Genomic DNA, 20,524 nt, shown 5'->3' on the forward strand with positions numbered 1-20,524 from the left:
GACCCGCTCAGGCGACCCGCTCAGGGAGGGAAGGGGAACTGCAGCTGGCCGGGCTGGACGAAGGGCATCTTCTTCTCCATGGCCCGCTCAAGCCGCTCCACGCAATCGTTCTGCGCCGAGATGGTGCCCGCTCCCTTACCGCACTCGGTATAGGCGGCCAGCTCGTCGCTGAAGTAGAACTGCATCGCGGTCACCCCGGCCGACACCAGCAGCGCCCCGGCGGAGAGCACGATGCCCGCCACGGCGGTGCCGATGGGTTTGGGGACGGAACGCAGCGTGGGGATCGCACGGATTGAGGTGACAAGGGCGAAAATCGCCATGACGACTCCCGCGAGGGGGAGCACCAACGTCATCACCACCGCGGTGACCGCGAGCCACAGGGCCCTTCGACCGGCGCTCTCGGTGGACCGTACCTGGACCGGCAGTGTCACCTGACCTCCTTGCATCGTTCGTGCGGACAGGCCGATACCCTTGCAGCGGCGTGAGTCCCCGTCCGAATGGAGTGCGTCGGTGTCATCCCAGGCCGTTCGGCTTGTGGTCCTCGTGTCCGGTTCTGGAACCAACCTACAGGCCCTTCTGGACGCTGTGGCAGACGAGACCTACGGCGCCAGAGTGGTGGCCGTGGGTGCCGATCGAGATGGTGTCGAGGGGTTGGCACGCGCGCAGCGCGCGGGGGTGCCGACCTTCGTGGAGAGGATGGCCGACCACCCCACCCGCGAGGACTGGGATCGGGCGCTCGCCGCCCGCATCGCGGCGTACCGGCCGGACCTCGTGGTCTGCGCGGGGTTCATGAAGATTCTCGGCAAGCCGACGCTGGAGGCCTTCCCGGTCCTCAACACCCATCCCGCGCTGCTGCCATCCTTCCCGGGCGCGCACGGTGTGCGCGACGCGCTCTCGTACGGCGTGCGCGTCACCGGCTGCACCGTGATGCTCGCCGACGCGGGTGTCGACACCGGGCCGATCATCGCCCAGGAGGCCGTGCCCGTGCTGGACGACGACGACGAGGCGGCACTGCACGAGCGCATCAAGTCCGTCGAGCGTCATCTGCTCGTCGACACCGTCGGCCGGATGGCCCGCGAGGGCTGGACCGTCATCGGCAGGACTGTTCGATTCGGACGACCCGGTGGATGAGCCGGGCGCCCCGGAGAAACCGGAACCAACCAGGAGGAGCACGAAGTGACCCGCATCGCCATCCGGCGCGCGTTGATCGCGGTGTATGACAAGAGCGGGCTGGAGGAGTTGGCCCGTGGGCTCGACGCCGCGGGTGTGGAGATCGTCTCCACCGGGGGCACCGCCGCGAAGATCACCTCTTTCGGCGTCCCCGTCACTCCCGTCGAGTCGCTGACCGGCTTCCCCGAGTGCCTCGACGGCCGGGTCAAGACGCTGCACCCGCGCGTGCACGCCGGCCTGCTGGCCGACGGTGGCAACCCCTCCCACGTCAAGCAGCTCGAAGAGCTGGAGATCGAGCCGTTCGAGCTGGTGGTGGTCAACCTCTACCCGTTCCAGGAGACCGTGGCCTCCGGCGCCTCCGGCGCCGAGTGCGTGGAGCAGATCGACATCGGCGGTCCCGCGATGATCCGGGCCGGGGCCAAGAACCACGGCACCGCCGCGGTCGTGGTCGACCCGGCCTCCTACGGTGACGTGCTCGCCGCGGTCGCCGCGGGCGGCTTCACCCTCACCGAGCGCCGCCGTCTGGCCGCCGCCGCGTACGCGCACACCGCCTCCTACGACACCGCGGTGGCCACCTGGTTCGCGGACGTCTACGCGGCCGAGGAGGGCGTGTGGCCGGGCTACCTGGGCGCGGCCTGGGAGCTCAAGTCGCCGCTGCGCTACGGCGAGAACCCGCACCAGGGCGCGGCCCTGTACTCCAGCGGGAAAGCCGGCCTGGCGGACGCCGAGCAGCTGCACGGCAAGGAGATGTCCTACAACAACTACCTGGACGCCGACGCCGCCTGGCGGGCGGCGTGGGACTTCGACGGGCCCGCCGTGGCGATCATCAAGCACCAGAACCCGTGCGGCATCGCGGTCGGCGCCGACGTCGCCGAGGCGCACCGCAAGGCACACGCCTGCGACCCCGTCTCCGCGTACGGCGGCGTGATCGCGGTCAACGCGGAGGTGACCGAGGAGCTGGCCCGCCAGATCGCCGAGGTGTTCACCGAGGTCGTGGTGGCTCCCTCCTACACAGCCGAGGCGCTGGCGCAGCTCACCGGTAAGAAGAACATCCGGCTGCTGGCCTGCCCGCGGGGGCCGTCCAACCCGCTGGAGTTCCGCCGGATCGACGGCGGCCTGCTGGTGCAGAACGCCGACCGGGTCGACGCCCCGGGCGACGACCCGTCCACCTGGGAACTGAAGGCGGGGCCCGCCGCCTCCGCCGAGGTCCTCGCGGATCTGGCCTTCGCCTGGAGGGCGTGCCGCTCGGTGAAGTCCAACGCGATCCTGCTGGCCGCGGACGGCGCGAGCGTGGGCGTCGGCATGGGCCAGGTCAACCGGGTCGACTCGGCGCGGCTCGCGGTCTCCAGGGCGGGCGAGCGCGTCCAGGGGGCCGCGGCGGCCTCCGACGCGTTCTTCCCCTTCGCCGACGGCCTGCAGATCCTCATCGACGCGGGAGTGAAGGCGGTCGTGGAGCCGGGTGGCTCGATCAGGGACGAGGAGGTCATCGCCGCGGCCGAGGCGGCGGGAGTGACCCTCTACTTCACCGGCACCCGTCACTTCTTCCACTGATCTCCTCTCCCGGGTGCGGCTGCCGCACAGGTGTGGCAGCCGCACCCGGGAGATAGGAGAGTGGCGAATTAGACAGGATTACTTGGGGGAAAAAGGTTTGACCTGCGATTAGTCTGAAGCGTCCCTTTCGTTCCTGTCGCGGAGACCCCTCATGCCACTGCTCGACCACGCTCTGTACTCCTTTGTGATCATGCAGGATTTCTGGGGTAGCCCATGGATGATGATCATCATCGCGCTCGGTGCGGCCTACCTCGGCGGGCGGGTCGTGGAGTGGATCCCCTTCACCCGCAGGATCATCGAGCGGAGGGAAGCGGAGCGCGATCCGTCCTCGTGAGAGGGTTGGCGGTATGAGTGCGCGGATTCTCGACGGCAAGGCCACAGCGGCAAAGATCAAGGCAGACCTCACGACGCGGGTGACCGCGCTGAAGGAGCAGGGCGTCGTCCCCGGGCTCGGCACGGTTCTGGTGGGAGAGGATCCGGGCAGCCAGATCTACGTGGCGGGCAAGCACCGCGACTGCGCGGAGGTCGGCATCTCCTCCCTCCGCAGGGACCTGCCGGAGAACGCCACCCAGGCCGAGGTCGAGGCGGTCGTCGACGAGCTCAACGCCTCCGCGGAGTGCACCGGCTACATCGTCCAGCTCCCGCTGCCCCGTCACCTCGACACGCAGGCGTTGATCGAGCGGATGGACCCGGCGAAGGACGCCGACGGCCTCCACCCGGCCAACCTGGGCCGTCTGGTCCACATGGTCGACGCGCCGCTGCCCTGCACGCCGTACGGCATCGTCGTGCTCCTGCAGGAGTACGGGGTGCCGCTCAAGGGGGCGGAGGTCGTCGTGGTCGGCCGCGGTATCACCGTGGGCCGCTCGCTCGGCCTGCTGCTGACCCGCCGCTCGGAGAACGCCACGGTCACCCTCTGCCACACCGGCACCCAGGACCTCGCGGCCCACACCAGGCGCGCCGACATCGTCGTCGCCGCGGCCGGAGTGCCGCATCTGATCACCGCGGACATGGTGAAGCCGGGCGCCGCCGTGCTGGACGTCGGCGTCTCCCGGGTCGACGGGAAGATCGCCGGTGACATCGCCCCCGGCGTCGAGGAGGTCGCGGGCTTCCTCACCCCCAACCCCGGCGGTGTGGGCCCGATGACCCGGGCCATGCTGCTCACCAACGTGGTCGAGGCCGCGGAGAGGCGCGCCCGCGAGCGGGGCTGACCCCGCGGGCAGGCAGGATCCCGCGTACGGACCGGTCTCATCGGGCCGGTCTCATCTCGGGCCGGTCTCATCTCGGGCCGGTCTCACGAGGCCGGCTTCGCGGGACAGACCTCATCGCGGAAGTCCCACCGGACAGGCCTCGCCGAGCAGGCCGATATCCCCGGGTGACCGGTCCCGCCCTGGGACCGGTCACCCGGGTGCTGCCGGTCTCTCGGGTGGCCCGGCTACGACGCCCTGCGGTTCGCGGCGGTGGCCGCCGGTTGGGACTCCGGGGCACCGGTGGCACGCTGCGAGGGCACCACGGGGGTGGGCCTCACCAACCCCAGGGCGACGACCTCGTTCGCCAGCCTGGTGCGCCGGTTGGTCCCCTCGGGGATCCGGAACTTCTGGTAGAGACGCAGGAGGTGCTGCTTGACGGCCGCCTCCGTCACCACCAGGTCGTCGGCGATCTCCCTGGCCGTGGCCGGTGCGACGAACGCCTCGTCCGACAACGCCGGACGGCAGAGCGACGTCAGGACGTCCACCTCCCGCCTGGTCAGCTCCGGTGCCGCGGCGCGGCGGAGCTCGACCTCCGGGGCGAAGTCCTCGCGAGGCACCCCGCCGATCCTGCCTCGTGCCGCGCCGAAGGACACCACGTCACCGTCGTCAAGCACCCTCCGGGCGATCGGTCGGCCGTTGACCCGAGTGCCGTTGCGGGACAGGCCCAGATCAACGACATACAGGTAGGGTCCGCGCCGGACGAATTCCGCGTGCAGCCGGGACACACTCGGATCGGTCAGCCGGATGTCCACTCCACGGCCACGTCCGATCGTCGTGATCTCGGGGCGCAACGGGACCACTTCACCGGTGTCCTCGATGCGTATGAACGGCCCCTCCACGGCAGTTCCTCCCCAGGTAGCCCGCCGTAACTATTCCTACAGCTCCGGCTTACCCAAACGAGGTGATGGGGAATCGCCTTTGCCAGAAGGAGAATCATTCCTGAAATTGGCCTGGACCTCTCGGGAGGGTTTCCGCTGCTCACAGGTAGACTTCGGGCACAGATAAGCGGAGGAAACACTCATGGCGGACAAGCCCACCAAAGGTCTCGCCGATGTCGTAGCCGCGTCCACAGCGCTCAGTGACATCGACGGTCAGGCCGGTCGCCTCTTCTATCGTGGCTACGACATCCACGATCTGGCCGGCCGCACCACCTTCGAAGAGACCGCGCACCTGCTGCAGTACGGCACGCTCCCCACCCGGGAACAGCTCTCGGCCTACGAAGAGGAGCTGGTTCGAGGGCGTACGCTCGGCACGCTCGTCGAGGCCAACATCTCGGAGATCGCGGAGAGACAGGCCCCGATGGAGGCGCTGCGCACGCTGGTCTCGCTGGCCGGAGGTGATGATCCGGACAAGGAGTCCAACGCCCCCGAGGCGAACCTGCGCAAGGCCGCCAGGTTGACCGCGCAGCAGCCGATCCTCGTCGCCCGTTACCACGCGGCCAGGACCGGTGCCGTCATCCGTGACCCGGACCCCTCCCTGAGCGTGGCGGCGAACTTCCTCCTCCAGATCACCGGCCGTACCCCCGGTGAGCGCGAGGTCGAGATCTTCGACACCTGCCTGGTCCTGCACGCCGACCACACGATGAACGCCTCCACGTTCGCCGCCCGGGTCTGCGCCGCGACCCTGTCCGACATGCACTCGGCCATCGTGGCGGCCATCGGCACCCTCAAGGGTCCCCTGCACGGCGGCGCCAACGAGCAGGTCATGCGCACCCTGGAGTCGCTCGACGCGGGCGCCGTCGCCCAGTCGGTACGCGACAGGCTCGCCGCGGGCGAGAAGATCATGGGCTTCGGGCACCGGGTCTACAAGACCGAGGACCCGCGCGCCACGCACCTGCGCCAGATGTCGCGGGAACTCGGCGAGGCATCCGGTGACGACACGTACTACCGGATGTCGAAGGAGATGGAGGAGGTCGTCTTCGAGACCAAGGGCCTCTATCCGAACGTCGACTTCTACGCGGCGACGGTCTACCACTACCTCGGCATCCCGACGGACCTGTTCACCCCGGTCTTCTCGGTCAGCCGCATGTCAGGATGGACCGCACACGTCATCGAGCAGCATGCCGACAACAGGCTGATCCGCCCGGACAGCGAGTACATCGGCGAGCGGGACCAGAAGTGGAAGCCGATCGCCGAGCGATGAGTCGGAATCAGAGGCGAGAGCGGAGGGTGGGTCGATGAACGCGCGAGCGGTGAACGCGAGCGAGGAACGTTGGGGACCGTATCCGCTGGTGGTGGCCGGCGCGGTCGCCGCGATGGTCTTCGCGGTGCTGCTGGACATGCCCGAGTGGGGCGGTTTCGCCCTCGGTGCCGTCATGACGCTGGGGGCACTGGCCCGGCTGGCCGGAGGTGGGCGGCTCGCCGTGCGCCGCAAGGCCACGGACGCCCTCACCCTCGCCGTTCTCGGAATCGCCCTGATGGCGGGCGGGCTGATCCTCGAATTCCCGGCGCTCATGCCGATGCGATAGGTCAGACGAGCGGGTACGCCGCAAGGCGGTTTGCCCGGTCCGATAGCCTCAACGGCCAGTGAGCCTCAAAAAGGACTGTCTGGCCAATTTAGTTCAGAAGGGGAACCACACGCATGCCCAAGATCAAGGTAGAGGGCCCCGTCGTCGAGCTTGACGGCGACGAGATGACCCGGATCATCTGGCAGTTCATCAAGGACCAGCTGATCCTTCCCTACCTCGACGTCGATCTGAAGTACTACGACCTCGGGATCGAGCACCGCGACGCCACCGACGACCAGGTGACGATCGACGCCGCCAACGCGATCAAGCAGTACGGAGTCGGCGTCAAGTGCGCCACGATCACTCCTGACGAGGCTCGGGTCGAGGAGTTCGGCCTCAAGAAGATGTGGAAGTCCCCGAACGGGACCATCCGTAACATTCTCGGCGGTGTCATCTTCCGCGAGCCGATCATCATGTCCAACGTGCCGAGGCTCGTCCCCGGCTGGACCAAGCCGATCATCATCGGCCGTCACGCGTTCGGCGACCAGTACCGCGCCACCGACCTGAAGATCCCCGGCGAGGGCACCCTGACCCTCACCTACACGCCCAAGGACGGCTCGGAGCCGATCAAGCTCGACGTCTACGACTTCCCCGGCCCCGGCATCGCGATGGCGATGTACAACCTGGACGACTCGATCCGCGACTTCGCCCGCGCCTCCATGCGGTACGGCCTGTCGCGCGGCTACCCGGTCTACCTCTCCACCAAGAACACGATCCTGAAGGCCTACGACGGCCGCTTCAAGGACATCTTCGCCGAGGTCTTCGAGACCGAGTTCAAGGCCGACTTCGAAGCCGCCGGAATCACCTACGAGCACCGCCTGATCGACGACATGGTCGCCGCGGCGCTCAAGTGGGAGGGCGGATACGTCTGGGCCGCCAAGAACTACGACGGCGACGTCCAGTCCGACACCGTCGCCCAGGGCTTCGGCTCCCTCGGCCTGATGACCTCGGTCCTGCTCACCCCCGACGGCCGGACCGTCGAGGCCGAGGCCGCCCACGGCACGGTGACCCGTCATTACCGTGAGCACCAGAAGGGCAACCCCACCTCCACGAACCCGATCGCCTCGATCTTCGCGTGGACCCGGGGTCTCCAGCACCGCGGCAAGCTCGACAACACCCCCGCGGTGATCGACTTCGCGGACAAGCTGGAGCAGGTCTGCATCGAGACCGTCGAAGGCGGTCAGATGACCAAGGACCTCGCCCTGCTGGTCGGCGGCGACGCCAAGTGGCTGACCACCCAGGACTTCCTGGCGGCGCTGGACGAGAACCTGAAGAAGAAGATGGTCTGACCGCGTCAGGTCAATCCCCGACCGCGAGAGAAGGGCCGCCCCTATGGCGGCCCTTTTCCGTGTTTTCCCGCTGGTCGTACGGGATCACGGGGCCGCCGTGCTCCCGGGGCGGGGCGGCTCTTTTCTGTGTTGTGCGGCTGGTCGTACGGGGTTGCGGGGCCGCCGTGCTCCCGGGGCGGGGCGGCTCTTTTCCGTGTTGTACCGCTGGTCGTACGGGATCACGGGGTCACCGCGGCCCCCAGCACGATCGGGGCGTCGGCGGGGAGGCCGGGCAGGGGGCGCGCTCGTCCGGTGACGGCGTCCACCCGGAAGAGGCCGAGGGGTTCGCCACCGTCCCTGGCACTCATCCTGACGACCACCTCGCGGGTGTCCAGCCAGCTCACCACCTCGGCGGTGGCGGGCCGCTCCGTCTCGGGGAGCGGGAGCCGCCTGAAGACCCGCCGCGACTCGGCGTCGATGACATGGAGATTGTGGGGGTCCTCGCCCTTCCCCGCGACGATCGCGGCGGAGTACCTACCGCTGGGAGAGTCGGCCCAGGTGCCGTACCTCTTGCCAAGCCAGGCGGCGACCTTCTCGGTCGGCGGCAGCTGCTCCGTGGGTACGGACGTCAGGTCGCCGGTCGTGAAGTCGGTTCGCAGCCGCCGCTCGCCGAGCGTGACCGTGAAGTGGCGGCCGTTGGAGGAGACGCTCACCAGCGTGCCGTTCTCGGTGTCGGCGGAGGCGAGAACCGGCGACAGGTAGCGCTTCACCCCGCTGCCGAGGTCGTGGGCGACATAGCGGCGCTCCGCCGCGCTGAGGTAGGCGATGCGGCGCCCGTCATGGCTGATGGCGGGAACCAGCCGAGGGTGCTCCCCGCCGTCGCCGCGCGCGAGGCGCTGAGCGGCGTCGGGAACGCTCAGCGTCGACTCGCAGGGATCTGTGCCCTCGCACGGGGGAAGGCCGGGAGCGGAGTTCTCAGAGCCGCTGGGGACCAGTTTCAGGGTCCAGCCCGCGCAGGTCACGTCGCCGGCCCGTGCCGGGGACGTGCCGTCCGCCTGGACGCCCTGGCCGGGACAGCGGCCGGGGATCGCGTAGCGGATCACCGAGGAGGTCCGCGGCGCCTGCCACGGTGCCGGGGTGGCGCTCGGCGCGGGGCTGGAGGCCCGTACCGGCTCCTGGGCCTGCGCGGCGTGCGGCCGGTTCCGCTCGCCCAGCGCCGAGTTCCACACCTCCGCGCGCTGGAACATGACGAAGGCGGCGATCAGGCCGACCGGTACCAGCGTCGCCGCCACGGCGAGGAGGGCTCCCCGGTTGCGACGCCGCCTGAGCGTGCGCATGGACCGGGCGCTGAGGTCGGGAACCGACGCCTCGCCCGCCGCCGTGGCCATCCTGTTGACAAGGCGGGTCTCGTTCCCCTTGGTGAGGGTGTCGACCGCCTCGGTGATCTCCGCCTCCACCGTCTTCTCCGGCAGCCCGAGGACGGAGGCCATCTCGGCGCGGCTCCTGCCGTCGTGCAGGCAGGCGACGACGAGGAGGCGCTGCCGGGGAGGCAGCCGCACCAGAGCCGTCGGCCCGGCGGCGCTCGGCCGCGCCAGGAAGCGGCGGTAGAGCGCGATCTGGGCGTGCGTGGTGGGGTTCTCCCACACCGGTGGCGGCCAGGAGAGGGCGACCGTGTGGAAGGAGCGCAGGGCGAGGCGGATGGCCTGCTCGTGGCTGCCGGTGAGAAGGAGGGCGGTGCCGACGAGGGAACGCTGATCGCGCTGTACGAACTCGCGATAACCGATATATCGGCGCATGGAAGTTTTTGCTCCGGCTTGCCTGAGGGACGTACAACGGTAACGATCTAAGCGGCTGGAGCGCCAGATTGGGGTGAATGTCGGAGATTGGGGAGTGAACGTGTCTGGCATCTCACCATGACGGGGGCTGTGGACATGGCCACGTTGTAGGAAAACTGAGGTCACGTCGGGATAACAAAGGGAGGGTATGAGTCGTGGCGCCGTAAAGTTTGCCACGTCGGAGATTACGAGACCGTGGGGACGATGATGTCGGAGATCGCGCCACTGGAAGCGGGAGAGCCGCGCCAGCTCGGGCCGTTCCGTGTCGTCGGGAAGATCGGCGAGGGCGGGCAGGGCATCGTCTACCTCGGGATCAACGCCGCGGGGGAGCGGGCGGCGATCAAGTTGCTGCACGTCAAGTTCTCCGGCGACGCCATCGCCAGGTCCAGGTTCGCCAGGGAGGCGCGGGCGGCCCAGCGGGTCGCGTCCTTCTGTACGGCGGCCGTCCTGGACGCCGACCTCAAGGGCGACACCCCCTACATCGCGAGTGAGTACATCGAGGGCAGGTCGCTGAGCGAGGTCGTGGAGACCGACGGCCCCCTGCGGGGCGCCGCGCTGCAGCGGCTGGCGATCGGCACGGCCACCGCGCTCACCGCGATCCACCACGCCTCGATCGTGCACCGCGATTTCAAACCGGACAACGTGCTCATCGCCGCCGACGGCCCGAGGGTCGTCGACTTCGGCATCGCCCGCATCCTCGACTCCACCGGCACGATCACCAGCCGGGCCATCGGCACCCCCGCCTACATGGCGCCCGAGCAGATCTCCGGCTCCGCCGTCGGGCCGCACACCGACGTCTTCGCCTGGGGAGCGACCATCGCGTTCGCCGCGACCGGCGAGACGATCTTCGAGGGGAGGTCGATCGCCGTGGTGCTCAACCGCATCCTCAACCACGAGGTCGACCTCGGCTCGCTGCCGCAGCCGCTGCGCGGCGTGGTCACCTCGGCGCTGGCCAAGTCACCCGCCGACCGGCCCTCGGCGGACCAGATCCTGCTCAGGCTGCTCGGCCACCCCGAGACGGTGAACGCCTCGCCCGCGATCCTCACCCAGGGGGCCAAGGTCGCCGCCCCCGACGAGCTCCGCTCCCGCACCCGGGACCGCGACGAGTCCCAGGCTCGTGATCAGGGCCGCGACCGGCCCCGGTCCCGTGCCCAAGGTCCGGGCCCCGACGACGACGCGACCAGTCTGATGCGCACCCCGACTCACCGGACGAACGCCCCGGGTGAGCCGGTCCTGCCGTCCACCGGGTTCCGGATGGGAAACCCCGCCCAGGACCCGCCCCTCCGCCCTGGTCAGGAGGGCGCCGGTGCCGAGGGGCAGGAGGGCCGGACCAGGCGGCCGGGTCAGGGCGAACGCCGGGAGACCTCCGGCCGGGGCGACCTCCCGTCCGCGCACGGTCCCGCGGAGAACCCGTCCCAGCCCGACCACCGATCTCCGGAGCACCGCCCGTCGAGCTACCGGGAGTACCCCTCGTCCCCCGGGTACGGCGAGTACCCGTCCTCTCCCGGCTACCGGGAGTACCCCTCGTCTCCCGGGTACGGCGACAGCGTGGCCTCCCCGGAACAGGCGGGGGAGGTGCCGCCGCCCAGCTGGCAGGTGTCCGCGACCCTTGTCGGCGGGCCGGCGGCGCCACCGGCCCGCCGACAGGGGAGGCGCTGGATCGCCATCGGGGTCGCCGTGCTGCTGATCGCGGGGGCGGCGTTCGCCGCGGTCCGCTGGTGGCCGAGGACCGTCTCCCAGGGCGAGCCGGAGCCGGCCGAGACCGCCCGCCCCTCGTACACCTCGGTGGTCGACAAGGCCGCCAAGACGGGCAGGCTCACCATCGGCGTGCGCGACTTCCTGCCCGGCATCGCACTGAACAACGGCGGGAAGTGGGGCGGCTTCGAGATCGACCTGGCCCTTGAGATCGCCAAGGCGCTGGGGGTGCCGGAGAGCGGCGTCACCTTCAGGTCCACCGCCCGCGCGGAGCGGCCGAAGCTGCTGGCGGACGGTGACATCGACCTGGTGCTGGCGACCTACTCGATCAACGACACCGACGACGTCACCTTCGCGGGGCCCTACTACCTCGCCCACGTCGACGCCCTCGTCAAGGACGGCTCACCGATCGTGACCGTGAAGGGCCTGGAGGGCAGCCGGATGTGCGAGCCGGCCGCCAGCGTCTCCGTGGCCGTGATCCAGGACGTGGTCGAGCGGCTCACCCTGGTGCCCGCCAAGACCTACTCCGAGTGCGTCGACAAGCTGCGGGCCGGTGAGGTCGACGCGATCCCCGGCGACGACCTGCTGCTGGCCGGCTTCGGCAACCGGGAGAGCATCCGCTACAAGCTGCTCGGCCTCAAGCTCACCGACGAGCGCTACGCGGTGGCGCTCAAGAAGGGCGACAGGCGCACCTGCGAGGCCGTCAGGGGAGCGATCGCCGCCCTCTACAAGGACGGCACGGTCCGCAGGCTGCTCGACAAGCACTTCTCCAGGGTCGAGTTCCCCGGACGGGAGAACGCCCGCCCCGCCATGGCCACCTGCGCCTAGTAGGGCGGCCGGGTGTCCTGTCCCCCGGGCGGAGGCCAGGGCTGTACGCGTGGCCGAGCTGGGTCAGTCCTCGTCGGCGGGTAGGGCGAAGAGCCGGATGTACAGGGGCGCGCGTCCGGCGGAGCGTCTTTCGCGGTCGCCGCGCTTCTCACCGCGCCGGCCTGGCACCGCGCCCGCGGGTCCGTGCCCGCCACGCCGATTCCGCCGCCTGGAAGCCGGATGGGGGCACTCGCCCGACGGTCGTTCGTCGTGTGCGGGTAGCATCCGAGCGTCACAATTCATCCTTCGAGTGGGGGAAGGTCATGGCCCAGACTCCCGTAAAGGTCACCGTCACCGGCGCCGCCGGTCAGATCGGCTACGCGCTGCTTTTCCGCATCGCCTCGGGCCAGCTGCTGGGCGCCGACGTCCCGGTCAAGCTGAGCCTCCTGGAGATCCCGCAGGCGGTCAAGGCCGCCGAGGGCACCGCGATGGAGCTCGACGACTGCGCGTTCCCGCTGCTGAGCGGCATCGAGGTCACCGACGACGCGAACGCGGCGTTCGACGGCACCAGCGTCGCCCTCCTGGTCGGTGCCCGCCCCCGGACCAAGGGCATGGAGCGCGGAGACCTTCTCCAGGCCAACGGCGGCATCTTCGGCCCACAGGGCAAGGCGATCAACGACAACGCGGCGGACGACATCCGCGTGCTGGTGGTCGGCAACCCGGCCAACACCAACGCGCTCATCGCCCAGCAGCACGCCCCGGACGTCCCGGCCGAGCGCTTCACCGCGATGACCCGCCTCGACCACAACCGCGCGCTCTCCCAGCTCGCCGCCAAGCTCCAGGTCCCGGTCAGCGAGATCAAGAAGATGACCATCTGGGGCAACCACTCCGCCACTCAGTACCCCGACCTCTTCCACGCCGAGGTCGGTGGCAAGATCGCCGCCGAGCTGGTCGACGAGGCCTGGCTGCGCGACACCTTCATCCCCACCGTCGCCAAGCGCGGCGCCGCGATCATCGAGGCCCGTGGCGCGTCCTCGGCCGCCTCCGCCGCCAACGCGGCGATCGACCACGTCTTCGACTGGGTCAACGGCACCGAGTGGACCTCGGCCGCGATCCCCTCCGACGGCTCGTACGGCGTGCCCGAGGGGCTCATCTCCTCCTTCCCGGTCGTCTCGCGCGACGGCAAGTGGGAGATCGTCCAGGGTCTGGAGATCGACGCCTTCTCCCGTGAGCGGATCGACGCCACGGTGCGCGAGCTCGAGGAGGAGCGTTCCGCGGTGCGTGAGCTCGGTCTCATCTGAGCGGACGCCTCCCAGTCAGCGCTCGAAGGGGGCCCCGGTGAACCGGGGCCCCCTTCGCGTCCCGGCTCACCGGAGCACGTCCGGCTCCCGGAGAGCACGGACGGCAGAGGGAAAAGGCGGCGTGTCGATCATCGCGGAGCGGTGTGTCCCGGCGTTCAATGATCACTTATGGTCGGGGGATCGCTGTTCAGGGAGCACGTCGCGGTACGGATCGTCGCAGGGGTGATCTGTCTCGTGCTCGCGACGGTACCCCGGGCGGCGTCGGCCTCGCCCGGCGACGAGGGCTGGGGCGGCGCCGACCTGTCGGTGCGGCTGACCGTCTCCCCGAAGCGCGCGCAACCGGGACAGCCGCTGACCTACCGTGCCGAGGTGCGCAACGCCGGCCCCGGAGACGCGGTGCTGCCGCTGCTCACGGTCCGGCTGCCCGACGGGGTGGAGGTGATCGGGGTCAACGTCGCCGAGTGCCTCCCCGGTGCCACCGCCGGTGAGGTGGTCTGCGCCGCGACGAAGGACGTCCCCGCCGGGCAGACCGGTGGGGTGACGATCAACGGGGTGGTCAAACCCGGCGCGCGGGGCCCGCTGACGGCGAGCGCGACGCTCTCCTCCGAGGTCGTGGACGACGACGAGACGAACAACCACTCCCAGACGCTGACCGAGGTGGACGACGGTACGGACCTCGCGGTCAGGCTCTCGCGCGCGGCGCGCGCGGGCCGTCTGGTCACCGTGTCCGCGGTGGTGCGCAACCGCGGGCCGCGGCGTGTGCACGACGCCGGGGTCTTCTTCGACACCGGCGGCGCGCGCCTCATGTCGGCGAGGGGCGCGCGGTGCGACTCCCATCCCGCCTACGTCGGCTGCAGGCTGCGTACGGTCGGCGCGGGCAGGAGGGTGAGTTTCATGCTCGCCTTCGTGGCCCGCGGGCACGCGCCGCGGGCCGAGGCGACCGTCTACTCCCTGCGGCTGGGCGACCGCCGTCCGGCCAACAACACGGCCCGCTTCAGCCTGAGGTAGGCGTGGTCCTCCGAGTCGGCGGGTGGCGGTCAGCCGATCAGGGCGGCCCAGGCGTCGGCGACGATGTCACGGAGCGACGGATGCTCCGGCTTCCAGCCGAGCTCGCGCCGGACCTTCTCGGCGGAGGCCACCAGCACGGCCGGGTCACCGGCGCGGCGCTCGCGCACGACCACGGGGATCTCGTGGCCGGTCACCTCGCGGCAGACCGACAGCACCTCGGAGACCGAGAAGCCGGTCCCGCTACCCAGGTTGTAGATCTTGTGCTCGCCCGGCGAGCAGGCGTCCAGCGCCAGCAGGTGGGCCCTGGCGAGGTCGGCCAGATGGATGTAGTCGCGCACGCATGTGCCGTCGGGGGTCGGGTAGTCCGTGCCGAACAGGCTGACGGACTCGCGTCCGCCGAGCGGGACGGCGAGGATGTTGGGGATCAGGTGGGTCTCTGTGGCGTGACGCTCGCGGTAGACGTTGCCGTCCCCGGCGGTGTAGGCGCCGCCCACGTTGAAGTAGCGCAGGCTCACCGCGGCCAGGCCGTACAGCCCGGCGAACGTGCTCAGCGCGGTGTCGACCGCGAGCTTGGACGCGCCGTAGGGGTTGGTGGGCCGGGTCGGGTCGGTCTCCAGGATCGGGGAGCGCTCCGGCTCGCCGTACGTCGCGGCGGTGGAGGAGAAGACGATCCTGCCCACCCCGGCGCCCCGCATGGCGTCGAGCAGGGCCAGGGTGCCGCCGAGGTTGTGCGCCCAGTACAGGCCGGGCCGCTCCACGGACTCGCCGACCAGGGACTTCGCCGCGAAGTGCAGCACTCCGTCGATGCCGTTGAGCACCCCGGCGGCCTCGGTGATCGACCCCTCGACGAAGCGGGCGCCCGGTGGCACCGCGTCGGCGTGGCCGGTGGAGAGGTCGTCCAGCACGGTGACCTCGTGGCCCGCCTCGACGAGTTGTGCCGCCACGGCGCTGCCTATGTATCCGGCGCCTCCGGTGACGAGCAGCTTCACGGAGCCTCCTGTTTGATGTTGTTTGTACTTGTTTGTTTTTGTAACCCTACGCCAGCATATGCTGGCACATCAAATATCGGCCACCGCCGGAACGGGCGACCGCCATGACGGAGACGATCTCGTGAACAGCGTCCTGGCGAACATTGCCTTGGTCATGCTCTTCGTACTGATCGGAGGCTTCTTCGCCGCGGCCGAGATGGCCATGGTCTCCCTCAGGGAGAGCCAGGTCAGGCGGCTCGGCACCCGGGGGCGCCGGGGGGTGAGGGCCGCCAGGCTCGCCCGGGACCCCAACCGTTTCCTGTCCGCGGTGCAGATCGGCGTCACCGTGGCGACCATGCTCTCGGCCGCCCTGGGCGCCGACACCCTGGCCAGGGACCTCATCCCGGTGGTGACGGGCTGGGGGGTGCCGGAGGCCGTGGCGGACCCGCTCGCCCTGGTACTGGTGACGCTGGTGATCTCGTACACCTCGCTGGTCCTCGGCGAGCTCGCGCCCAAGCGGATCGCCAGGCAGCGGGCCGAGGGGATCTCACTGCTGGTCGCGCCGTTCCTCGACAGGATGGCCGCGCTCTCGCGGCCGATCATCTGGGCGCTGTCCAAGTCCACCGACGGGGTGGTGAAGCTGCTCGGCGGCGACCCGGGCACCGACCGCGAGGAGATCTCCACCGAGGAACTGCGCGAGATGGTGGTGGGCCACCAGGAGCTCACCGACGACGAGCGCCACCTGATCGGTGAGGTCTTCGCGGCGGGCAAGCGGCAGCTCCGCGAGGTGATGCTGCCGCGCACCGAGGTGGAGTTCATGGCCGCCGACACGCGGCTGGCCGAGGCGGCGATCCTGGCCGCGGCCATGCCGCACTCCCGCTTCCCCGTCTACCGGGACTCCTACGATGACATCGTGGGCTTCGTCCACATCCGTGACCTGCTCGACCCGGTGCTGACCGGCTCCATCGAGCCGATCAGCGAGCTGGTGCCGATCCGCCCGGTCAAGCTGGTCCCCACCAGCAAGCGGGTGATGGCCACGCTGTCGGAGATGCGCAGGGAGGGACACCACCTGGCGATCGTGGTCGACGAGTACGGCGGCACCGCGGGCATCGTCACCCTGGAGGACCTGGTCGAGGAGCTGATCGGCGACATCCGCGACGAGCACGACGTGGCGGACGAGCACGTCGCGCTGCCCGCGGGGGAGGTCGAGCTCGACGGGCTGGCCAACCTCGACGAGGTGGCGGCCGAGAGCGGGATCCGCCTGGCCGACGGCCCGTACGAGACCCTCGGCGGGTTCGTCATGTCGAAACTCGGCCACCTGCCCGCGCTCGGGGAGCGGGTGGAGATCCCCGGGTTCGAGTTGAAGGTCACCGACATGGACGGCCGCAGGGTCGCCAGGGTCAGGATCAAGCGGAGCACTTCACGGACCGAGGCACCGACCACTCCCGACAGCTGACAGAATTGGTGGCTATGGCCAGCCCTCGCGTCCTGTCGGGAATCCAGCCCACCGCCGACTCCTTCCACCTGGGAAACTACCTCGGTGCGGTGCGGCAGTACGTCGCGATGCAGGAGGGTTACGACGCCTTCTACTGCGTCGTCGACCTGCACGCGATCACGGTGGACTACCGTCCGGAGGAGCTGCGCAGGCGCTCCAGGGTCGCCGCCGCCCAGCTCTTCGCCGCCGGCCTCGACCCTGAGCGGTCCACGGTCTTCGTGCAGAGCCACGTCCGCGAGCACACCGAGCTGGCCTGGGTGCTGATCTGCCTCACCGGTATGGGCGAGGCGGGGCGGATGACCCAGTTCAAGGACAAGTCGGCCAAGCACGGCGAGAGCTCGGCCAGCGTGGGCCTGTTCACCTACCCGATCCTGCAGGCCGCCGACATCATGCTCTACCAGGCCAACAAGGTTCCGGTCGGTGCCGACCAGAAGCAGCACCTGGAGCTCACCCGCGACCTCGCGCAGCGCTTCAACCACCGCTTCGGCGAGACCTTCACGGTGCCCGAGCCGTACATCGTCAAGGGGGTCGAGAAGATCACCGACCTCCAGGAGCCGACCGCGAAGATGTCGAAGTCCTCCTCCTCGCCCGCCGGCATCCTCGACCTGCTGGAGCAGCCGGGGCCGCTCCGCAAGAAGATCATGCGCGCGGTCACCGACACCGGTTCCGAGGTCCTCGCCGACGACGACAACAAGCCGGGCATCACCAACCTGCTGCGCATCCAGTCCGCGCTGAGCGGGACTCCCATCGGTGAGCTGGAGGCCCGCTACGTCGGGCAGGGGTACGGCACCTTCAAGAAGGACGTCGCCGAGCTCGTGGTCGACACCTTCACCCCGATCCGCGAGCGGACCGAGAAGCTGCTCGCCGACGAGGCCGAGCTCGACAGGATGCTCGCCGTCGGGGCCGCGCGGGCCCGCGCGGTGGCCGCCGAGACCATGGCCAAGGTCCGCGACCGGGTGGGCTTCCTGCCCACCCCGTGACCCTCCGGGTACGCACAGCTGCTTTTTCGCCGCCGTCCACGATCGGGACGGCGGTGACTGGGTAGGGGGCGCACGTGGCAAGTGTGATGGAACGTGTGCAAGCGGGTCGTGAACGGTTCAGAGCGGTGCTGGGCACGGCCCGGATCAGGTGGCCCTGGTTCGACCATCTGGTCAGGACCTTCCAGCGCTACCAGATCCAGTCCGGCGACCGGCTCGCGGGAGCGATCAGCTACTTCGCCTTCCTGTCGTTCTTCCCGATCATCGCGCTGGCCTTCGCGGTGTTCGGCTACTTCCTCTCCATGAGGCCCGACGCCACCGAGACCCTGCGGAAGGCGATCAACCAGTACCTGCCGGGTCTCGCCGACAAGCTGCCGATCCAGGAGATCGCCGACTCGCGGACGAGCGCGGGCGTCATCGGCCTGCTCGGGTTGCTCTACGCCGGGCTCGGCGTGATCGACGCCCTGCGCGGCGCGCTGCGCGAGATCTCCATGACCACCGAGCCGCCGCTCGACTTCCTCCTGGCCAAGCTCAGGGACCTGTCGGCGCTCGTCCTCCTCGGCACCACCATGGTCGCCTCGGTGCTGGTCGGCGGTTTCGCCACCCAGGCCGGCGGGACCGTGGCCGAATGGCTGGGGCTGTCGGAGTCGGCGGTCGGCAGGGGCACGATCTGGCTGGTCGGCGTGACGGTCAGCGTCCTCGCCGACGTCGTCGTCTTTCTGATCATCCTGCGCTGGCTGGGACGCTCCAGACAGCCGCTCCGGGTGCTGCTGCGCGGCGCCCTGTTCGGCGCGGTCGGCTTCGCCCTGCTCAAGCAACTCGCGGCGCTGCTCCTCTCGCACATCCTGAACAACCCCGTCTACGGGGTGTTCGCCGTGGTGGTCGGCCTGCTGGTCTGGATCAACCTCTCGGCCCGGGTCATCATGTACACCGCCGCCTGGACCGCGACGGCCTCCCTCGGCCCCCCGCCCTACCCCACTCCGATTCCGGCCAACGCCGTCCCCAACTGATCCGGGCATCGCCCTTGGTCTGCCCTACCTAATATCATGCTTACCGATATATGCTGTGAGGCATGACTCCAAGGGCGATGACGGAGCCCGCGTTCCTCATCCTCACCGCGCTGGTCGATGCGCCGTGTCACGGCTACGGCATCGTGCGGGAGGTCGAGCAACTGTCCGGCGGGCGGGTCCGGCTCAAGGTCGGCACGCTGTACGGCGTGCTCGACCGGCTGGCGGGCGACGGGCTGGTGGCTCTCGACCGCGAGGAGGTCCAGCAGGGGCGGCTGCGCCGCTACTACCGGCTTACCGACGCGGGGTCGCGGACGCTGGAGACCGAGGCCGTCCGGCTCGCGGAGAACGCCAGAACCGCGGTCGACCGCCTCCGCGCCAGGCGCGGGCGTCCGTCCGTCGCGGGCGGGCCGGCGTGAGGCCGGGGCACTCCGGGTGACCCGGCGAAGCCGCCCGATGAACTCGTGAAGACCGGCGAGAGGACGATTCCACCGATGAACGAGCAGAGCGATGCCTCAGCCGCCTCCGGCGGCGGTGCGCCGGTGAGCGGGCGCGACGGTGACCCGAGGCGATTCGGATACGCCGCCGGCAGGGTGGCGACAGGTGAGCGGGTGGTGCGCCGGTGAGCCTGCTGGAGGAGCGCTACCGCTACTGGCTGCGTTTGCTGCCCGCCTCCTACCGTGCCGAGCGCGAGGAGGAGATGGTCGCCGTCTTCCTGGAGGGCTCGCCGGACGTCTCGGACGCGGACGGGCCCCGGCCCCGCTGGTCGGAGATCGCCAGTGTGGCCGCGCTGGCGGTCCGGGTCCGCCTCGGTGGCGCGGGCGCGGCGCCGAGATCCCTCGCGTGGGGCGAGACGGTCCGCCTGGTGGCTCTACTGGGGCTGCTCTTCCCGGCATTCTTCGCGATCCTGACCGTCGCGGCCGCCTTGCACACGTACGGGGTGATCGGCACGGTCGATTCTTCGCTCGCCCAGGTGGCAGGACCCCTCGGATCGGTTGAGCGGCTCGCGAACATTCTGCGGAGCCTGGCCAGAGCCGTCTGGATCGCGCCCTTCGTCGCGCTCGTCCTCGGCCATGTGCGCACGGCCAAGGTGCTGGCTCTCCTCGCCTTCGTGGCGGATCTGCTCGTCCTGACGGATCCGGGGTGGGGCCTGTTCGAGGCACTGGCCTGGTTGCTGATGCCGGTGGTCACTCTGTCGGCTCTGTGGACCGGCTTCCACCGTGATGCCCGGCCGGCTCGCCGCCCCCTGTGGCTGCTCGTGCTGCCCCTCGCCGCGGGCATCGTGTTCGACGTGCTGTTCCGGCTGGTGGCGGCCCCGGACATGCCGGCCTGGTGGTGGCCATGGCTCGACCCCCTCGGACTGGCGAGCACGTTGATCCTGGGCGCGGGCATCGGCTACGGGTATGTGCACCTCCGTTTTCCCGCCCGGCGCACGCCCTCGTGGCCGCTGGCCCTGGCGATCCTGGCGGTGCCGGTGCTCTGCGCCCGCCTCGCCGGGCTGAACCACGGCTTCGACGCCGCCGACGAGGTGAGCCGGATCATCATGCTCGGCACGCTCGGCCAGACGGCGGTGCTCCTGCTCGTCGCCCTGGTGCTCGCCGCCCTGGGATTGCCGGCCCTGCCCGCCGCCCAGGGCCCGTCGCCAGAGCCTCCCCGGATGACGTATCCGTGACCCTGGTCGTGTTCCGC

General features: G+C 70.1%; 20 protein-coding genes. 16 read left to right on the forward strand and 4 right to left on the reverse strand.

The annotated features are described in order from the left end of the window. Positions 1-20 precede the first annotated feature (20 nt). Positions 21-431 (reverse strand): hypothetical protein, encoded by a 411-nt coding sequence (locus tag ABT061_RS01885; RefSeq protein WP_350911595.1) that lies wholly within the window; start codon positions 429-431, stop codon positions 21-23. 79 nt (positions 432-510) lie between these two features. Here ABT061_RS01885 and purN point away from each other — a divergent pair, with 79 nt between their 5' ends. The 4 genes from purN (at position 511) to ABT061_RS01905 (ending at position 3,929) form a co-directional block, all read left to right on the forward strand. Continuing rightward, complete coding sequence (gene purN / locus ABT061_RS01890) at positions 511-1,131, forward strand: phosphoribosylglycinamide formyltransferase (protein ID WP_350911597.1); 621 nt, start codon at positions 511-513, stop codon at positions 1,129-1,131. 45 nt (positions 1,132-1,176) lie between these two features. Beyond that, positions 1,177-2,721 carry a bifunctional phosphoribosylaminoimidazolecarboxamide formyltransferase/IMP cyclohydrolase gene (gene purH, locus ABT061_RS01895; RefSeq protein WP_350911599.1) on the forward strand — a complete coding sequence of 515 codons (1,545 nt, stop codon included), beginning with the start codon at positions 1,177-1,179 and terminating at the stop codon, positions 2,719-2,721. A gap of 151 nt (positions 2,722-2,872) precedes the next feature. Next, complete coding sequence (locus tag ABT061_RS01900) at positions 2,873-3,055, forward strand: hypothetical protein (protein ID WP_350911601.1); 183 nt, start codon at positions 2,873-2,875, stop codon at positions 3,053-3,055. A 13-nt stretch (positions 3,056-3,068) separates the two neighbouring features. Beyond that, positions 3,069-3,929, forward strand: a complete 861-nt coding sequence (locus ABT061_RS01905; protein ID WP_350911602.1) for a bifunctional methylenetetrahydrofolate dehydrogenase/methenyltetrahydrofolate cyclohydrolase — start codon at positions 3,069-3,071, stop codon at positions 3,927-3,929. 224 nt (positions 3,930-4,153) lie between these two features. Here the strand turns inward: ABT061_RS01905 and ABT061_RS01910 are convergent, their stop codons facing one another. Continuing rightward, positions 4,154-4,807, reverse strand: a complete 654-nt coding sequence (locus tag ABT061_RS01910) for an FHA domain-containing protein (RefSeq protein WP_350911604.1) — start codon at positions 4,805-4,807, stop codon at positions 4,154-4,156. Positions 4,808-4,988: 181 nt separating this feature from the next. On the opposite strand from ABT061_RS01910, the gene ABT061_RS01915 reads away from it, so the two are divergent. The 3 genes from ABT061_RS01915 to ABT061_RS01925 all read left to right on the forward strand — a co-directional run bounded on the left by ABT061_RS01915 (position 4,989) and on the right by ABT061_RS01925 (position 7,763). Then, the gene (locus tag ABT061_RS01915) at positions 4,989-6,110 is read left to right on the forward strand and encodes a citrate/2-methylcitrate synthase (RefSeq protein WP_350911606.1); all 1,122 of its coding nucleotides are present in this window, start codon (positions 4,989-4,991) and stop codon (positions 6,108-6,110) included. Positions 6,111-6,144: 34 nt separating this feature from the next. Continuing rightward, positions 6,145-6,435 carry a DUF3017 domain-containing protein gene (locus ABT061_RS01920; RefSeq protein WP_350911608.1) on the forward strand — a complete coding sequence of 97 codons (291 nt, stop codon included), beginning with the start codon at positions 6,145-6,147 and terminating at the stop codon, positions 6,433-6,435. 113 nt (positions 6,436-6,548) lie between these two features. After that, a complete protein-coding gene (locus tag ABT061_RS01925; RefSeq protein ID WP_350911610.1) occupies positions 6,549-7,763 on the forward strand; it encodes an NADP-dependent isocitrate dehydrogenase in 1,215 nt (404 codons plus the stop codon). A gap of 218 nt (positions 7,764-7,981) precedes the next feature. On the opposite strand, the gene ABT061_RS01930 is transcribed toward ABT061_RS01925, so the two are convergent. Further along, a complete protein-coding gene (locus ABT061_RS01930) occupies positions 7,982-9,538 on the reverse strand; it encodes a sigma factor-like helix-turn-helix DNA-binding protein (protein WP_350911612.1) in 1,557 nt (518 codons plus the stop codon). Between the two features lie 243 nt (positions 9,539-9,781). Between ABT061_RS01930 and ABT061_RS01935 the strand changes: the two genes are divergently transcribed. The 3 genes from ABT061_RS01935 to ABT061_RS01945 all read left to right on the forward strand — a co-directional run bounded on the left by ABT061_RS01935 (position 9,782) and on the right by ABT061_RS01945 (position 14,388). After that, positions 9,782-12,100, forward strand: a complete 2,319-nt coding sequence (locus ABT061_RS01935) for a protein kinase domain-containing protein (RefSeq protein ID WP_350911614.1) — start codon at positions 9,782-9,784, stop codon at positions 12,098-12,100. 302 nt (positions 12,101-12,402) lie between these two features. After that, complete coding sequence (locus ABT061_RS01940) at positions 12,403-13,380, forward strand: malate dehydrogenase (protein WP_350911615.1); 978 nt, start codon at positions 12,403-12,405, stop codon at positions 13,378-13,380. Between the two features lie 168 nt (positions 13,381-13,548). Continuing rightward, positions 13,549-14,388, forward strand: coding sequence for a hypothetical protein (locus ABT061_RS01945; protein WP_350911617.1), 840 nt, complete (start codon positions 13,549-13,551; stop codon positions 14,386-14,388). Positions 14,389-14,417: 29 nt separating this feature from the next. Here the strand turns inward: ABT061_RS01945 and galE are convergent, their stop codons facing one another. Then, positions 14,418-15,377 (reverse strand): UDP-glucose 4-epimerase GalE, encoded by a 960-nt coding sequence (gene galE / locus ABT061_RS01950; RefSeq protein WP_350911619.1) that lies wholly within the window; start codon positions 15,375-15,377, stop codon positions 14,418-14,420. Positions 15,378-15,498: 121 nt separating this feature from the next. Here galE and ABT061_RS01955 point away from each other — a divergent pair, with 121 nt between their 5' ends. The 6 genes from ABT061_RS01955 to ABT061_RS01980 all read left to right on the forward strand — a co-directional run bounded on the left by ABT061_RS01955 (position 15,499) and on the right by ABT061_RS01980 (position 20,507). After that, positions 15,499-16,812 carry a hemolysin family protein gene (locus ABT061_RS01955; RefSeq protein WP_350911621.1) on the forward strand — a complete coding sequence of 438 codons (1,314 nt, stop codon included), beginning with the start codon at positions 15,499-15,501 and terminating at the stop codon, positions 16,810-16,812. Positions 16,813-16,826: 14 nt separating this feature from the next. After that, positions 16,827-17,831 carry a tryptophan--tRNA ligase gene (gene trpS / locus ABT061_RS01960; protein WP_350911623.1) on the forward strand — a complete coding sequence of 335 codons (1,005 nt, stop codon included), beginning with the start codon at positions 16,827-16,829 and terminating at the stop codon, positions 17,829-17,831. Between the two features lie 86 nt (positions 17,832-17,917). Beyond that, positions 17,918-18,838 carry a YihY/virulence factor BrkB family protein gene (locus tag ABT061_RS01965; protein ID WP_350911625.1) on the forward strand — a complete coding sequence of 307 codons (921 nt, stop codon included), beginning with the start codon at positions 17,918-17,920 and terminating at the stop codon, positions 18,836-18,838. Positions 18,839-18,900: 62 nt separating this feature from the next. Then, positions 18,901-19,254 (forward strand): PadR family transcriptional regulator, encoded by a 354-nt coding sequence (locus tag ABT061_RS01970; protein ID WP_350911626.1) that lies wholly within the window; start codon positions 18,901-18,903, stop codon positions 19,252-19,254. Between the two features lie 75 nt (positions 19,255-19,329). Next, the gene (locus tag ABT061_RS01975; RefSeq protein WP_350911628.1) at positions 19,330-19,461 is read left to right on the forward strand and encodes a hypothetical protein; all 132 of its coding nucleotides are present in this window, start codon (positions 19,330-19,332) and stop codon (positions 19,459-19,461) included. Then, entirely contained in the window at positions 19,458-20,507 is a 1,050-nt protein-coding gene (locus tag ABT061_RS01980) for a hypothetical protein (RefSeq protein WP_350911630.1), read from the forward strand. Before ABT061_RS01975 ends, ABT061_RS01980 begins: the two co-directional genes overlap by 4 nt. Positions 20,508-20,524 lie beyond the last annotated feature (17 nt).

Origin of the sequence: Streptosporangium sp. NPDC002544 (assembly GCF_040295965.1) — a bacterium.
Classification (GTDB): domain Bacteria; phylum Actinomycetota; class Actinomycetes; order Streptosporangiales; family Streptosporangiaceae; genus Streptosporangium.

Excerpts from the sequence above, each read along its gene's own strand:
- ABT061_RS01925 (WP_350911610.1), top strand. The coding sequence starts at position 6,549 with ATGCCCAAGATCAAGGTAGAGGGCCCCGTCGTCGAGCTTGACGGCGAC.
- trpS (WP_350911623.1), top strand. The coding sequence starts at position 16,827 with ATGGCCAGCCCTCGCGTCCTGTCGGGAATCCAGCCCACCGCCGACTCC.
- ABT061_RS01965 (WP_350911625.1), top strand. The coding sequence starts at position 17,918 with ATGGAACGTGTGCAAGCGGGTCGTGAACGGTTCAGAGCGGTGCTGGGC.
- ABT061_RS01975 (WP_350911628.1), top strand. The coding sequence starts at position 19,330 with ATGAACGAGCAGAGCGATGCCTCAGCCGCCTCCGGCGGCGGTGCGCCG.
- ABT061_RS01940 (WP_350911615.1), top strand. The coding sequence starts at position 12,403 with ATGGCCCAGACTCCCGTAAAGGTCACCGTCACCGGCGCCGCCGGTCAG.
- ABT061_RS01945 (WP_350911617.1), top strand. The coding sequence starts at position 13,549 with ATGGTCGGGGGATCGCTGTTCAGGGAGCACGTCGCGGTACGGATCGTC.
- ABT061_RS01905 (WP_350911602.1), top strand. The coding sequence starts at position 3,069 with ATGAGTGCGCGGATTCTCGACGGCAAGGCCACAGCGGCAAAGATCAAG.
- ABT061_RS01915 (WP_350911606.1), top strand. The coding sequence starts at position 4,989 with ATGGCGGACAAGCCCACCAAAGGTCTCGCCGATGTCGTAGCCGCGTCC.
- ABT061_RS01935 (WP_350911614.1), top strand. The coding sequence starts at position 9,782 with ATGATGTCGGAGATCGCGCCACTGGAAGCGGGAGAGCCGCGCCAGCTC.
- ABT061_RS01930 (WP_350911612.1), bottom strand. The coding sequence starts at position 9,538 with ATGCGCCGATATATCGGTTATCGCGAGTTCGTACAGCGCGATCAGCGT.
- ABT061_RS01900 (WP_350911601.1), top strand. The coding sequence starts at position 2,873 with ATGCCACTGCTCGACCACGCTCTGTACTCCTTTGTGATCATGCAGGAT.
- ABT061_RS01970 (WP_350911626.1), top strand. The coding sequence starts at position 18,901 with ATGACTCCAAGGGCGATGACGGAGCCCGCGTTCCTCATCCTCACCGCG.
- ABT061_RS01920 (WP_350911608.1), top strand. The coding sequence starts at position 6,145 with ATGAACGCGCGAGCGGTGAACGCGAGCGAGGAACGTTGGGGACCGTAT.